Genomic DNA, 16,675 nt, shown 5'->3' on the forward strand with positions numbered 1-16,675 from the left:
GGGGGGGGGGGGGGTAGACTAAATGAGAAGCGTTCTGATTGTTGACGATGAGAGAATCGAACGAGAAGGAATCGCAGCTCTTCTCCAGATGGGAAATTATAATCTTGAAATTCTGGAGGCAGTGAATGGAAAAGAAGCATTAACAATATTGAAAGAAAAAAAACCGGAGATTTTGCTGAGTGATATCCGGATGCCATTTATGGATGGAATTGAGCTTACACGCCAGGCAAAAATTATGAATCCAGATATGGCAGTTGTGATCTTCAGTGGATTCAGTGATTTTAATTATGCTAAAGAAGCAATCCGCAATGGCGTGCTGGAATATATCCTGAAACCGGTAGATCCACAGGAATTTAAAAATGTCATGGATAGTGTCATGTCATATCTGGATAAAAAGAAACAGAACGAAGAAGCAATGCAGAAAAAACAGGAGTTTCTTGGGCAGTATTTTCTGCATAAATTTATCCATAATGGAAAATCTGAAATTATGGATGATGCAATGAAAATTCTGGATGTTTCCTGGTGGAACAGAACCGGAAGAATGTTGCTGCTGAATGGTGAGGATGGCTTTTTTGAGAACTATGACGGCGATTTTGAACAGATGCTGACAGAAGAACTTCCATTTTCATTTCATTATCTGAATTATGACTCGGACAGTTCCATCCTTTGTTTTGAACAGAATGTTAAAGTAGATTTTCAGATTCTTGCGAAACATATATTTGAGTTTGTTGAAAAAAGCTGCGGCAGACAGATTTATATTGCAGTTTCCAGTCAGCTCGAAGGGAAAGAGGCAATTCCACAGGGAATGAAAGAACTGGAAAGTCTCATGGAAAACAGGTATTACCGAGCCGATCAGTGGATTTTTATGCCGGATACAAACTGGGAAAACAAAGAGAATTATGAGCTTCCTCTTGAAATGGTCGAAAAAATGGAAGAAGATATCAGGCTTCATGATATTGCACATCTGTGGGAGCATTACAACAAGTTTATGAAATATAAGGAATATGGAGCAGGATTTTCTTATATTTATATGAATTTCGTATGCACTAATCTGATCAAGAGCATGTATACGCAGATGGATTATCCGGTTGAAAAATATTCAAATGTCATTGAAAAAATGTTTCATGTAGAAAATATTCAGGAAGTTGCAGAGGCACTGGAAGAGACGATACATCTTTTTGAGCAAAAACTGTTTTCTGTCAAAAACAGTAACAGGAGTGAAGTTGAAAAAGTAAAAAGCTATATCTATGCACATTATCAGGAAGACATAAATCTTGAATTCCTGAGTGCGGAAGTGTACCTGTCACCGGGCTATATGAGTTATATTTTTAAGAAAGAGACAGGCGAAGGTCTTGCTCAGTTCATCAGGAAATTCAGACTGGAAAAGGCAAAGGAGCTTTTGTGTACAACAAATAAAAAGATTGTACAGGTTTGTGCGGAAACAGGATTTACGAATCCATCGTATTTCTGCAAGAGCTTCCGCGAATACTATGGATGCAGTCCGGATCGTTTTAGAAAAAATGAGATTCAGAGAGAAACCATGTGAAAAAATGAAATAATATTTAAAAAATGCAGTGAGGAAATTATGTGAATATACACATAATTGAAAAAGATGTAAAGCAATATTGAGGGAAGGGTGAGAGGATGAAGAAGCGCAAGTGGCATAAGATAACAGCAGCTCTGGCAACTGTTGCTGTAATACTGTCATCGCCGGGAATTACAGATCTGGTGAAAGGATCGTCAACTGAATTTGTTGATATGGTACCAATATCTGAGGAAACTATTCCGGCAAGTGAAAACGAAGAAAACATCTCAAGAGCGACAGAAGACTTCTCAGATACAACAGAAGACTTCTCAGATACAACAGAAGATTTTTTTGAAACAACAGAGGAACCTGAAGAGAATTTCGGAAGTGAAACAGCCGCCGAGGAAGGTTCGGAAAATAACGAAGCAGACAGTGTAGACTGTATTGAAGATTTTTCCTGTGAAGACACAAGCAATACAGAAAATGTCAGTCCAGATTCTGCTTCCGCTGTGACAGTTCTTCAGAAGGCAGACGAGACAGAAAACACAGAGCTGGCACAGGGAGAGGTACACAAAGCAAAAATTTCTTCAAGCGTTCCAGAGGGACAGGAGGCGGCAAAAGTCAGACTTTATCTGACAGATGCACAGAATGAAACTCCGGTGACAGACCTTAAGATCACTCTTTCAAGTGGAGAGAGTACACAGGAGATCGCAGAGGATCCGGTTCAGCTCCCGGAAGCCCTAAACCAGAATGAACCTCTCACAGTCACACCGGTTACGGAATACCAGCTGGATGAAGATGGCGATTATGTATTTGACGAAGACGGTAATTATCAGATTGCAGCTTATTATCTGGAATATGAAGTACCGTCTGGTGGAAGTACAGCGTTTGAGGCATCTTTCACTTATACAACAGATGCCGAAGAATATGATTTCCAGGCAAAACTCAGAGCCAGAATGTTCCGTGAGCCAGAAGGAACCGACGAAGAGATTTCACTGAACGAAGAGGAAAGCAGACTTACACTTATCTGGAACAGCCAGGCAGAGCAGGAAACGGAAGATGATGCTCTGGTGGAGATGGAAGAACTGGCAGCCGAGGATGTGGGGGAAGCAAGGCCTTTGAAGGCTGGAGACTGGTTGTTCCTGGATGTGCAGGAAACTACTAGCTGGAAGTTCGATAATGCACAGGTATCCATCAATTATGGAGTCTCGGGGCAGAGTTGGAATAAGAAACCAATGACAAAAGGAAATGATGGAAGATTTCGGATTCAGCTTACTCCTGATATTGTTGGCGAAAACAATAGCTTTAAATTTACTTTAGATAATCCGAATGAAGGAGAAAAAAAATGGATGCCGAGTGGAATGGATTTATCTTTCACTCAGAATAATGGCTCAAATCTCTATATAGCAAATGGTGACGATAACGGAGCCTGGGGCAACGTGTGGTATGATCCATTGAATGATCACACTTTCTTCGCCGGAAAAACCATGTATTTTGAGAATAATACAGAAGAATCTCTGAATGCAGTTAAGGCAGTCTTTTACGAGAAAGATGCAGATGGAAAGCCACAGCAGGTAGGAGACCCTGTTCTGATGACAGGTATTCAGAAGGGTTTCTCAGTAACGATCCCAGCAGCGGCATGTTCGTATGTACAGTTTAAGGATGCATCGGGAAAGATATTAGGTGATACTTACTCAAACTTTTACGGTCAGGGAGCAGACGAAGAGGATGTTGAGAGTTTCCTTTTTGCAGCCGGCTCCATGGACTGTTATAAATATGCCGGAACACCTGAAGAATCCACCTGGGGAGTGCTGGGAGAGAGAACCGTTTATTACGATGCGACCCTGTCAAAGATGTCTTATGCAGGAAGCAGTGGAAATGATGGCAAAGGAATTCCATGTGATAGTAATTCAAAGGTTTACTACTATGCCACCAAAGAGAATGGAAAGGATCCAGTTTATGGTGAGATGACACCTGTGAAAGATTCAGATCTGTGGAGTGTTAGTCTTTCCGGAGTTTATACAAAAATCCGTTTTGCAGGATATGCAGTGGAAAATGAAACTATTTCGAAGAATGGTGCCGGAACAAAACTGGAGAACATTCCAGAAAACCTGAAAAATCCATGTTATTTTGGCGATGACAGCGACGATGTGATCTACGAAGGCGGCAACCGCGGCGGATACTGGGGTGAGAAAGGCAGCCTCCGAGATGCGGAGAGTGGTAAGAAAAAGACGGTTGTCAATGTGCCAGAGGGGACTTTCACCAGGGATTCCAATACTCTGTATGTAGATACTACCCTGTACGATTATTATACAGACTATGAGCTGAACGGACAGAACCGTGATGAATATAAGTTAGTAGATATTGCCAGTCACAGAATCTATCAGCCGTTCAGACAGTTTAATCAGGCTTTAAGTACATATTATAAACAAAATAATGTAACCTATCCGCTTTATTGGGGAAACTTCCAGAACTTTACCGGTTCTCATTATAGTGAGATTGCAGGAACTTTAAATCTATATGGATATTCAGAAAATGAAAAAAACAAGTTTTTTTATGAGAACAACTCAATGTGGGATAGTAACGGACAGAAAATAGAACAGGAAGGACAGAATGCAACACAGGGCTTAAGTGGAGCACAGTTGGCAAGTGGATCGCTGACACTGGCAGGAGGTGCGATCGCTCCATTCTTTAATGAAGATTTTCTGAAAGGCAATAACAGTAAGCATACAGTCCTGGGAAATGTATACCATAATGTTACTTTTCCCTTTATAAAAAAAGCACTGACCAGTTCTGCTGATACCTCAAAGGCAGGAACCGTTGACTACTGGTGCTTTGACAGTGCAGATCAAACTAACTCAAACAAAAATCTTCGTCTGAAATATGATTCCTCGAATGGATATTTTCTGCAGTCAACGAATGACATTGTAAAGGGTCAGACAGTAGAGAGTGGACATCCAGCCACAGCAGATGGAAATTATTTTCCTTTAAACTCATCAGAGAGTGGATATGCCTGTAGGCTGAATTATGGATTTGGACAGAAACTTCAGCTTAAATTTCGTCTGACACAGGATGGAACAGTTACAACTACAAGTAATGAAAAAGTTCCGATAGAATTCAACTTTTCAGGTGATGATGATGTATGGGTATTCATAGATGACCAGCTGGTTCTTGATGTGGGCGGTGATCATGATGTTGTATCCGGTCGTATCAATTTCAGAGACAAGAAAGCCTGGGTAAGTAAAGTAAAGAATCAGTCAGGCGGCGGATTTACGAATAATAAAATAACAGATTTTCCGGAATCTTTAATAAATGGTTCGGATTTTTACAAAAAAGAACATACACTGACCATGTTCTACATGGAGCGTGGACTTTGGGAATCTAATATGAAGGTTACCTTCAACTTCCCGGATGAGAACCAGCTTCAGGTGGAGAAACAGGTAGATGCTACAGACGTAAATGCCTTGTTCAAAGACTTATTCAAAGATACAGACCTGTTTGATTTCAAAATTAAGAACCTTGCAACACATTATGGAGAAAAAGCTGCTTCAGCCACAACAACAGCACCGGTGAAGATCAGTGATTTGGCTTACACCGTTGCTCCGGTACCAGATACCGGTAATATATTTGAAAAAGCTTCAAATGAGGGATTTAAAGATTCCGTTCACTGGTATGCGAAAGAACAGGACGTGGAAAGTACTTGTCGGTCACAGCGATATGGAGAACTGACTTTAAACGATCCGTTAGATATTTCCAATATGCAGTATCTGAAATTTAAGTTCTATTACGATTACGATGACACACCATCACTGTCAAATATGTATCTGCAATTGGAAGATTCAAGTGGTAATACAGCAGGCTGTCTGGATAAGGAAACTCTTTCCGGACGAACTTATGGTACTGTTTCCGTTGCAAGCAAAAAGTGGATAACTGTAAAACTGGATCTCACAAAATTGTCAGGAATTAAAGGCTTTGGCAACTTGAAAAAAATCCGTTTTGGTTATAACTATCCCAGAGATATTTATCTGAAGAATTTTATATTCCGTCCGACAGCAGAACTGACAGCTTCTACTGGATTTGCGACGAAGCAGTATGATATTGCGGACTATGGTTCAGCCAAATCAGGTAATCTGGAAAATCCAAAAGGTGCGGTGTACACTTCTTCTGCAAAGTCAGGAGCCTATGCAATTGAGGATGATGGAAGCTTTGTATTGCGGGATAAGGAAACCATTACATTCAGAGATCAGTTCCGTCGAGGCAGTTATATTTACCTGAAAGAAAAAGTCGATCCAAATCTGTTTGATACGACTTGGACCATGTTTGAGAATGGACAGTCGGTGACTTCCATGGGAGCAGGCAGAACTGTAACAAATGGAAGCGACGTGAGCAGCCTCAATGAGGTGAAAGGGCTCTCCGTCAATGATGGAAGAAAAGAAAATATAGTTTTGACTGATGCCGAAGGAAAGAACCCTCAGGAAAATAACAAGTATGATGGAGATAGACCAAAAAAACAACCTTCAGAGAATACTTCAGAAAAAGTACCGGAGGATACCTTCGTATTCCGTTCTTATGCGAAACCGGATGATACTACGACTTTAACCAAATTGAAGGCAGTCTTTTACAACAAAGTCAAGACAGGTTCACTGAAACTCACAAAATCGCCGGCATACAGTCCGGCAGATGATTCGCTGAATGGTACCTATACATTCAAGATTACATTTACCAATGTGGGTGGTGCAGGACTGGAGAAAGAGCCAATCGTACAGACGGTACAGCTTAATCTAAACGAGACGAAGGAGATCACAGGAATTCCAATCGGAACCTTCTTTACGATCGAAGAAACTGAGACGTCTGATGGTTCCACCCTTGACAGTATTTGTCTGAATGGAGTGCCGCAGGAAAAAGGAACGACAGTGCTTCATGGAGATATCAATACAGATAAGAAACAGGCAGAAGTAGTGTTTAAAAATACGAAAAAACCAAAGGTAAATCTGTCTGTGGAAAAATTCTGGAAAACAGCAGCAGGTGAAACTTATACAGGAACACTTCCAGAGAAGATTTATGTCCAGCTGCAGAGAAGGTCGTCAGATACATCCACAACAGCCACATGGGAGGCAGTAGATTATAACAACAGCATTTATACAGAGCTGACATATAACATTTATACTGAAGAATGGAAAACATCGTTTAAAGACCTGGATAAATTTGTGGACTATACAAAGACACAACAGGAACAGGTTGCATGGCAGTATCGTATCGTTGAGGTAATCTTGACAAAAGATGCAGATGGAAAAGTGACAAAAGTAACACCTGTGGAAAATGGAGGCTGCATCGAGTTCACGGACGCTAGCGGGAAACGGAGTATGTTTAAGGTTTCTTATGGGGAAGATAATAATGGTTTTGCAAGAATTACCAATACCTATCAGCCGTTAACAGACATTCAGATTCTGAAGATAAAGGCAGGAACATCAGGAGAGAATCAGGTGAAACTTGGCGGGGCAGAATTTAAGCTTGAAAAACTGACTGCCGATGGAACTATTACAGTACAGACTGTTACAACGGGTAAAGAAAATGAAGAACTTGGAGTTGCAAAATTTAAAAATCTGGAAGATGGAACCTATCGGATCACAGAAACAAAAGCTCCGGAAGGATACAATCTTTTGAAATCACCGATCACTGTTGTGATCAACAGAATAGGAAATTCCATCACAGTAGATGGAACTGATGTGTTTGATAAGATTTCAGATAATACCATAACGATTAAGGTTGCCAACCAGGCAAAATTCCAGCTGCCGGCAACAGGAAGCTGGAGCAGACTGATCCTTGGCTTTACCGGTGCGATCATCGCCGGAACTGTGATAATCATGTATCTGTTGTTACAAAAGCGGAGAAAGGAGGGCAAAACTTCCTGACCGCTTGAAGAAGCAGACAGATGATTCAATATATGATACCAGGGTTGTGGCGTGCAATGCACGAAACAATTCCCAGGTATCTTAAAAACCAAATGGAAAAGGAAATGAAGAAAGAGAAAGAGAAAGAGAGGAAATGAGTATGAAGAAATTCAAAAAACTCCTTGCCGGTATCCTTGCCGGCGCAATGATGCTGGGCAGCATGTCAGCAACTGCATTTGCAGCAGAAGAGACAAATACACCGAAAATGACTGCTGCTACAATTGATACATCACTGAAAGGATCATTGACAATCCATAAGTATTATTTTACAAATAGTCAGCCGGATACTCTTAAAGAAGGAACAGGAGAAGCGGGAGAAGAGATTCCAAGCGAGGCAACTCCTTTGGAAGGAGCAGAGTTTTCAATTTGGCGAGTTGCAGACATTGATGGAAATGTAACCATTGAAGGAAAGACAAATCAAAAATTTGAAGTTGTCGGTAACACAACAGATGTGACAAGGGCACGAGCTCTGGTTGGAGATAAAACAGCAGATGCTATACAAACAACAAACGAAAAGGGTATAGCTGTATTTGGGAAAAATAATGAAACAAATCCACTTGAACTTGGATACTATTATGTGAAAGAGACAAAAACACCAGCAAATATCTCATCTACACCAGCAGAATTTGTTGTTTCAGTTCCGATGACAGATAAAAAACCAGATGGTGGAACAAAATGGATTTATGATGTAACAGTATATCCGAAAAATGTAAAAACTGAAGCGGGTGTTACTATAAACAAGGTTAATGCTGCAGGTGACCCAATTGATGCAAATGCGCAATTCGTACTTCAGAAAAAAGATGGTACTACATGGAAATATGTGAAAGATACTAGTTTATTAAATGAGACAACAAAATCTTACGATTATAATGTCGCAGAGTTTGATAAAGCTACACAGTTTACTCAGGGAGCGTCTATTACTGGACTTGGAAATGGTTCTTACCGACTTTTTGAGGTAAGTGCAGATAATGGTTATATTATGGATGGAACTATTGCATATGAGTTTACGATTGAGAATAATGGTAATATTACAAGCGATGGACAGTATTTAACTTATACACTGAGTGAAGGTGTCGAGAATAAGAAGTCCGCTATTATAACAGTAAAGAACGAAAGACCTGATGTCGAAAAGAAAGTAAAAGAAGATAATAATTGGCAAGAAGATGCGGATACAAAAGCAGATAAAGAAATTGAATATCGTGTAAAAGTATCTGTACCGGGAAATATTGCAAAACTTAATACATTCAAAATTACAGATACACCAGAGAATATTATAGATGATTTAAATACTATAAAACTGTATAGTAATAAAGAATGTACACAGGAAATTAATAATCTTATTAAAGATACAGATTATAAAATTACTAAAAATGACGATGGATTTATTTTAGATTTTATTAAGGCAGGTACGAGCAAAGTAACAGATGCTTTTGCAGGCTATGCAAATAAGGATATTTATGTATACTACAACGCAAAATTAACAAATAATGCTGCTACAACAGTTAATGGCAATCCAAACACTGTAAAACTGGATTATTCAAACGGAATTTATCCGAAATCCAATGAAACAGATAAACCAAATCCGGGAAAAGAACAGGATCATGCATATATCGAGGACAAGGCAGTTGTCTATACATTTAAATTTACAATTAAGAAAACAGACAAAGACAGTAATGAATTGAAAGGTGCAAATTTTGCACTGTATAAATGTGATAATGCAGGTTTGACTTCAGAAACTGAAATTAAAAATGGTACAAAAGTTAAGGAATGGACGGATGAAAATATATCAACCTTTGAAGCAGACAAACTTGAAGCAGGTTACTATTATGTAATAGAAACAAAGGCACCAGAAGGATACAATCTTCTTACAAAACCGGTAGAAATTAAAGAGTTAAATGTGCAGTATAAAACTGAATGGACAACTACATCTACATTTGGGAAGGATGAAAATGGCGCTTGGCATTTGGTAAAACGTGAGAAAACCAGTGCAACATTCAAATATGACAAAGATGCTTCTAACACTGGACTTAATTTTACAGGTGTTCAAACCATTGTTAATAAGAAAGGTTTTGTTCTCCCTGTAACTGGTGGTATGGGTACAATCGCTATCACAGCTCTTGGTGTTGCCCTTGCATTCGCAGGTGTTCTGATCATCGGCGCATCCAGAAAGAAAACTGTGAAATAAGAATTGAGGAACGACTAAAGAGCATTTTGACTCGTGACTGTGAGGGTACTGAACAGTTACATGAATTCATTAATTAGCTACCATAAATCCTCTTTTTGAATAAATCCTACAGGACAGACTCGTCACTCTGCCGCAAGGCAGAGTGTGGGTGTGTCTTATTTGCCTTATATGAAGTTGTCTGAAAAACAGCTCAGGCCGCTTCATATAAGACAAATGAGAGGCAGGGTCAAAAGCCCCGGCTATCACAGGGAAAGGAACTACAGGTCATGAAGAAACCAAGGCTTACGACGATTTTCAGTATGATCCTGATCTTTGCGGGAATCTCGCTCGCATTATATCCGACTATCAGCAATATACTCGCACAGAAGCATGCTTCGCAGGCGATCACGGAGTACAATGATGAGATTAAAGACATGGATGAAGAAAAGATCGATGCGGTAAAGGAAGCCATGCAGCAGTATAATGAACAGCTTGGAAATGCAGTTACTCAGGATGCTATCGGTGAGCAGCAGACAGGCACCAGTCATGTGGATATGCTGGATATCGGAGATGTGATCGGCTATCTGACCGTGCCGGTGATCAATGTAAATCTTCCTATATATAAAGGTACATCACAGGATGTTCTGGCCAAGGGAGTTGGCTACATTCCGGAGACTTCTTTTCCGCTGGGAGGAGAGAGCACACACAGTGTGCTGACAGGGCACAGAGGACTTCCGGATGCCAAGCTTTTTACAGATATGGACAAGGTACAGAAAAAAGATCAGTTTTATATTCATGTGCTGGATGAGGTACTTGCGTATGAAGTTGATCAGATCAAGGTGGTCGATCCGGAGGATACTTCGGATCTGGATATTGTGGAAGGAAAGGATTATGTGACGCTTGTCACCTGCACACCGTATGCTGTCAATACATACCGCCTTCTTGTGAGAGGACACCGTGTGCCGTATACAGGGGAGGAGAAGGCAAAAACAGTTTCGCAGATCCGCCCGGCGGCAATGGCGAAGCGAGTGGTAGATGTATGGCCATGGTTCCTGTTTATGATGGCAGGTGTGGCAGTGACAGAAGGTGTGATCATTTTACTGATCCTCATAAAGAGGCACCATGATAAGAAGAAAAAAGGATAAAAGCACTCTGACCCAGGGTCAGCGTGAATCGTGATGATACTGAGAAAGACAGGAGAAAGTGAAAAATGGAAAATAAAAAAACAGAAGAGATCATGAGAGAGGTCCGTAAGGTGATTTTCGGCAAGGATGAATGTATCCGTCAGGTAATGACGGCGATTCTTGCGGGCGGTCATATTCTGATCGAGGATATCCCGGGGGTCGGCAAGACCTCCATGGCACTTGCTTTTGCAAGGGCAATGAACCTGACACAGAACCGTGTTCAGTTTACTCCTGACGTACTGCCGTCGGATATTGTCGGATTTTCCATGTTTATCAAGGAAAAAGAGGCATTTGTCTATCAGCCCGGAGCGGTGATGTGCAACCTGTTTCTTGCAGATGAGATCAACCGAACTTCTGCCAAGACGCAGTCAGCGCTTCTGGAGGTTATGGAGGAAGGAACGGTCACCGTAGATGGTGTGACAAGGAATGTTCCGGATCCGTTTATCGTCATTGCGACAGAAAACCCGATCGGGTCTGCCGGAACGCAGAGACTTCCGGAATCTCAGCTGGACCGTTTTATGATCTGTATTGAGATGGGCTATCCGGATATTCAGGATGAAGTGCAGATTCTGATGAAGCAGTCCGGGTTTGGGGCAATGAAGGATGTAAAGGCTGTGATCACTGCGGATGATCTCGCCCGGATGCAAAGAGAAGTCTCGGAGATTTTTGTCCATGAGACGGTCTGTCGATATATCGTGGATCTTGTAAATGCAACGCGCTCACATGAACTGGTGTCTCTGGGACTGAGTACCCGTGGTGCCATAGCAGTGACCAGGATGGCAAAAGCCAGCGCATATATGCAGGACCGTACATTTGTACTGCCGCAGGATGTGGCGGAGGTTTTTCCAGCGGCTGCAGTGCATCGTCTCAAATGCAGTGCGAGGGCGAAGTTAAGTCAGGGAGACCAGAAGCAGATCATCGGGGAGATTCTGAAATCTGTCAGACAGCCGCGGCCGGAGAGATAAGGTATGAAAAGTAAGATCATATATATGGTACTGGTGCTGGCTACGTTGTGGGCGGCAGCAGCCGGCAGGGGAGAGTTTGCTTTTTTTCTGCTGGTTTTTGAGCTTCTTTTTGCAGTGTGTATGGCAGCCGGTGTATGGTATGTGGCGGGAAAGCTTCGCGTATCGGCGAAGACGGAAAGTTCTGCAGTCACCAGAGGCGAGCGGGAAAAATTTATTCTTGAGATCGAGAACTCGACGGTTTTTCCGGTCGGAGATATCCAGATCGTGATGGATGTCACAGGCGCAGGCAGGATCATCCGGCACACTGCGGCAGACAGAAAGAGCAGGGATTCGTGGCAGATTTTTCTGGAACCGGTACATTGCGGTTTTTTCAGAGTCGGTGTGACAGAGCTCAGAGTATTCGACTATCTTGGACTTTTTTCGGCAAAGATCAGGATTCCTTCTCTTGCCAGGACAATCGCAGTCATCCCCAGGATCCATCCGATGGACGAGGAAACAGTACAGGGATTTTACGGGGAAGAGGAAGACAACGAAAATGCAGCCAGGGCAGGTACTGACAGTCAGGAGATTTTTGATACGAGATATTACCATCAGGGAGATATGCTCAAAAATATCCACTGGAAGCTCAGTGCCAAGGAAGATGAACTTCTTGTAAAGGAATTCAGCATGCCTGCCGGTCGGATGGTCAGTGTTTATCTGGATACATCGGGCGGGACGGAAGAAAAAACAACGCCGGATCAGCTGGATGAGTTTCTGGACCTTGCGGCATCTCTGGGAAATGCGCTGGTTGAGAAGGAGCAGTTGTTTGAATATGTCTGGATGGAAAAGGGAACGAAGGAAGCCCTGCATTTCGAGGTGAACGGCAAGGAAGCTTTTTATCAGGCACTGGAGTGTATTCCGGGAATCTGTCAGGGAATATCCGACAATGTTCTGGTGCCGGAGCATGGCGGTGTCAGAATCACGATGGACGGACGGATACAGCGATATTTTCCGGAAGGTGAAGGACGTTTATGAGAAAAAAACAGACACAGAAGGAACAGAACAATATGGAGGTGCTTATCCTGGATTCAGGGTACGTCCCTCGGTCAGAAAAGAAGCAGACAGAGAAAGGCGGAATGTTTTTGTCTTTTCTGGTGCTTTTTGGGGCGGTCGGAGTTCTTGCCGGAAGTCTGGTTTCAGCGTTTTCGATAAGGGATGAGAGCTTGTGGCTTCTGATACCGGGAATTTTTCTGTTCAGCCTGTTTTTCGGATGGTTTTATGCGGACAGAAGGCTGGACTCGAAGAGAATCTATGGCTTTCTCGCAATCGTGATCCTTTATATGGCAGTCTGTTTTGTGCTGCAGAACAGGATCACCGCAGGCTTTTATCAGACAGCTGATTTTGTGATGAGCAGGATCAATCAGGTCTATCATGGAAACATGAGGCTGTATGGAGTAAAGGGAAGCGGTGATATGGTGATCTTCTGGCTGCCTGTACTGTTTCCGGTGACGGGGCTTCTGGGGGCTGGAATTGTCAGAAAGAGGAACTGGCTTCTGATCCTTTCCGTACTGTTTCCGCTGGTCGCACTGATGATGATTGCCGGAGGCAGGCCGGGAAATCTCTGGATGTATTTTCTGGCAATGAGTATTCTGCTTTTGTTCACAGCAGGGCGGAGCCATTTCTGCGGATGGAAAGCGGGGCTGGCGGCACTTCTTACTGCAGTGGTCGTATCTGTTCCGTCATGGTGTATTTCCATGCCATTGGCAGGAGCGGAGATCCCGGCAATTCAAAGAGGCACGACAAGAATACAGAATCGGCTCCTGCAGTCTCTGTGGAGTTTTCTACCGAAGATTTCAGGGGGAAATCTGCAGCTCTCTCTGGAAGGAATCGCCGGAGGGGTGGACAACGGAGAACTCGGAACGACAGACGGTGTGTTTTTTACCGGGGTGGATGCCCTGAAAGTGACCAGTGTGCAGAGACCTTCGGAGACTGTCTATCTGAGAGGATATATCGGTGAGACTTATACAGGGAACAGTTTTGAGCCGGGAGCGGAGGAAAACTTTCAGAATGCAGCGGCTGTCTGGAAAACAGACGGGGATTCCTCAATCTATATACAGAATCTTCCTTTTCTGAGGACGATGTATTATGAGAAGCAGTCGTCAGGAAAGAATGCCGGGGAGTCGGAGAGTGCAGTGAACCAGATCACCGTAGAAAACCTGAATGCCAACCCGGAGTACACATATGTTCCATATGATGCTTTTTTGAATGATGTATATCAGATCAGCAACGGGGATGGGGCAGTGTGCGGACAGAGCAGGCAGGATGATATTTTTTCCTGCTACTGGAGAAGCAATGCCAAAGAAATCCTGGAAAGCTATCGTGACGGTAAGGATACTTCCGGTGTGCTGAATGATACGGAAAAATCGTATCGGAATTTTTGCAGTACCTATGATCTTCAGATTCCGGAAAAAGGGCTTGAAAGGCTGAAGAAGGAATGTGCGGAAGCGAAGGAAGAGAATCACTGGGGAGAATCTGAGACGGGTGCAGAGATGCCGGACTGGGCAGTTGCAGATGAGTATGAAGAGATTCGCAAGTATGTGGTAAAAAGACTTCTTCGTGACTGTAGCTATGAGACAGATACGGATAAGCTGAAGGACGGTCAGGATTTTGTGGAGACTTTTCTTTATGACACAAAGGAAGGCTACAGTATGCATTTTGCGGCGGCTGCGACGATGATGTTCCGTATGTTTGGCGTTCCGGCGCGTTATGTGGTGGGATATGTGGCACCACAGGAGCTTTTTTCGGAAAATGCTGACCAGACTTATACTGCCGTTCTGGAGGATGACAATGCGCATACCTGGGTGGAGATCTATCAGCCGTTTCTCGGATGGACTCCGGTGGAAGTGACACCGGGTATGGAAACAGAGTTTGTTGACCAGACAGAAGAGAAAGAGCAGAGTGACCGTGTTCCGGAGGAAGCGAAGACGGAGACGGAAGAGGAAGAAATCAGTGTATCCGGTTTTGCAGTCCGTATTGCTGGGTGGTTCACAGGACACCTTGCAGATATTCTGAAGTTATGCGCTGTACTGTGCTTGCTGATGCTTGTTCTCGGAAGCGGAATAAAGATCCGTGCCGCACATAGGGCTCGTTACGGAGTGGGAGAAGATCCGGCAGAGGCGGTGAGGGCGATTTATCGCTATATCTGTCGTATTCTGTACAAAAAGGGCATGTCGAAGGACTGCACGGCGGCAGATGGCGGAACGATTCGCTTTATCAGGGATTTCTGTCCTGTATTTACGGAGGAAGATGGCAACAGACTTCAGAAACTGATCCTGAGGGCAAGCTATGGAAATGAACCGGTGACTGAGGAGGAGCGTCTGTGGATGCGTCAGCTCTGCCGGCAGATAAAGCGGTCCGTACGTGGAAAAAAACGTTGACAAAGACCATGTCGGTTGCTATAATACCTGCATGAACAAAGGCGTTCTTTTGGAGGGTAACCTTCCGAAAGTACGCCCTTTTTTTTATTTATTTTTCAAATATAAGGAGAGAATACTATGGGGAATTATACCAGAGAGGAAATATTGCAGATGGTTGAGGAGGAAGACGTAGAATTTATTCGTCTTCAGTTCACCGATATGTTTGGGGCAATTAAGAATATCGCTGTGACGGCTCGGGAACTTCCCCGTGCGTTAGATAATCGCTGTATGATCAACGGCGAACAGATTGCGGGGATGGATATGGAGAAAGGTTCAGACCTTTATCTCAGCCCGATACTGGATACCTTTGCAATTCTGCCATGGCGTCCACAGCAGGGAAAAGTAGCCAGAATGATCTGTGACCTGTATTTTCCGGATGGTACACCGTACAAAAACAGCCCGCGATATATTCTGGAAAACGTGGCAGGCAAAGCACAGGAAGAAGGCTATACCTGTTATATCGATCCGGAATGTGAGTTTTTCCTGTTCCATACCGATGACAATGGCAATCCGACGACTGTGACACATGAGCAGGCGGGATATCTGGATATCAGTCCGCTGGATCTCGGGGAAAATGCCAGAAGAGATATGGTACTTACACTAGAAGATATGGGAATGGAAGTAGAATCTTCCCATCATGAAGCTGCACCAGCACAACATGAGATTGATTTCCGTTATGGCGAGATTCGTAAGACTGCCGACTGCATTACAACTTTTAAGATGGCAGTTCGTATTGTGGCAAAACGCCATGGACTTCATGCCACATTTATGCCGAAGCCAAAGACAGAAGCAAATGGTTCCGGTATGCACATCCAGTTTTCTCTGATCAAAAACGGGGAAAATGTATTTGAATGCGCAGACCGTCCGGGAGAACTCAGTGAAGATGCATATTATTTTATAGGAGGTCTTCTGGCACACAGCAAGGAAATGGCGCTGATCACCAATCCGCTGGTCAATTCCTATAAGCGACTTGTTCCGGGATATGATGCACCGACAGAACTTACATGGACTGAGAATAACCAAAATTCGCTGGTCCGTATTCCGGTAACCAGAGGAGAGGGAATCCGCGTAGAACTTCGAAGCCCTGATGCTTCTGCAAACCCATATGTGGTACTGGCAGTCTGCCTTGCCGCAGGTCTTGACGGAATCAAAAACAAGATTACACCGACAAAATCATCAAATCTTGCGGCACAGGATCAGCAGGCAGAACATCTTCCGGAAACATTAAAGGAAGCAATTGATTATTTTGAGTCCAGTTCATGGGTAAAAGAAGTACTTGGTGAGGAATTTTGCAGGCAGTATGTTGCAGCGAAAAAGAATGAATGGCTGAGATATACCAGACAGGTAACTGACTGGGAAATCGCAGAATATCTGTATCGACTGTAATGAGACTTTACACATACTGTAAGTGAGATGAATAAGACAAGGGGA

Annotated in this window: 8 protein-coding genes; all 8 read left to right on the plus strand. The window is 43.2% G+C overall.

Annotated elements, in window-relative coordinates:
• The first annotated feature begins 22 nt into the window (after positions 1–22).
• The 8 genes from DWW86_RS10195 (at position 23) to glnA (ending at position 16,630) form a co-directional block, all read left to right on the plus strand.
• Positions 23–1,546, plus strand: coding sequence for a response regulator transcription factor (locus tag DWW86_RS10195; RefSeq protein WP_072520893.1), 1,524 nt, complete (start codon positions 23–25; stop codon positions 1,544–1,546).
• A gap of 98 nt (positions 1,547–1,644) precedes the next feature.
• The gene (locus DWW86_RS10200) at positions 1,645–7,437 is read left to right on the plus strand and encodes a SpaA isopeptide-forming pilin-related protein (protein WP_117942992.1); all 5,793 of its coding nucleotides are present in this window, start codon (positions 1,645–1,647) and stop codon (positions 7,435–7,437) included.
• A 139-nt stretch (positions 7,438–7,576) separates the two neighbouring features.
• Positions 7,577–9,661, plus strand: a complete 2,085-nt coding sequence (locus tag DWW86_RS10205) for a SpaH/EbpB family LPXTG-anchored major pilin (RefSeq protein ID WP_181985340.1) — start codon at positions 7,577–7,579, stop codon at positions 9,659–9,661.
• Positions 9,662–9,927: 266 nt separating this feature from the next.
• Positions 9,928–10,785, plus strand: coding sequence for a class C sortase (locus DWW86_RS10210; protein ID WP_015543120.1), 858 nt, complete (start codon positions 9,928–9,930; stop codon positions 10,783–10,785).
• Positions 10,786–10,850: 65 nt separating this feature from the next.
• Positions 10,851–11,789: an AAA family ATPase gene (locus DWW86_RS10215; RefSeq protein WP_117942994.1), complete on the plus strand. Its 939-nt coding sequence runs from the start codon at positions 10,851–10,853 to the stop codon at positions 11,787–11,789.
• A 3-nt stretch (positions 11,790–11,792) separates the two neighbouring features.
• Positions 11,793–12,803: a DUF58 domain-containing protein gene (locus tag DWW86_RS10220; protein WP_117942995.1), complete on the plus strand. Its 1,011-nt coding sequence runs from the start codon at positions 11,793–11,795 to the stop codon at positions 12,801–12,803.
• Positions 12,800–15,205 (plus strand): transglutaminase TgpA family protein, encoded by a 2,406-nt coding sequence (locus DWW86_RS10225; protein WP_117942996.1) that lies wholly within the window; start codon positions 12,800–12,802, stop codon positions 15,203–15,205. Before DWW86_RS10220 ends, DWW86_RS10225 begins: the two co-directional genes overlap by 4 nt.
• Positions 15,206–15,322: 117 nt before the next feature.
• The gene (gene glnA, locus DWW86_RS10230; RefSeq protein ID WP_015543116.1) at positions 15,323–16,630 is read left to right on the plus strand and encodes a type I glutamate--ammonia ligase; all 1,308 of its coding nucleotides are present in this window, start codon (positions 15,323–15,325) and stop codon (positions 16,628–16,630) included.
• The last annotated feature ends 45 nt before the right edge of the window (positions 16,631–16,675 follow it).

It is taken from the genome of Ruminococcus sp. AF17-22AC (assembly GCF_003460065.1).
GTDB lineage: Bacteria > Bacillota > Clostridia > Lachnospirales > Lachnospiraceae > Blautia_A.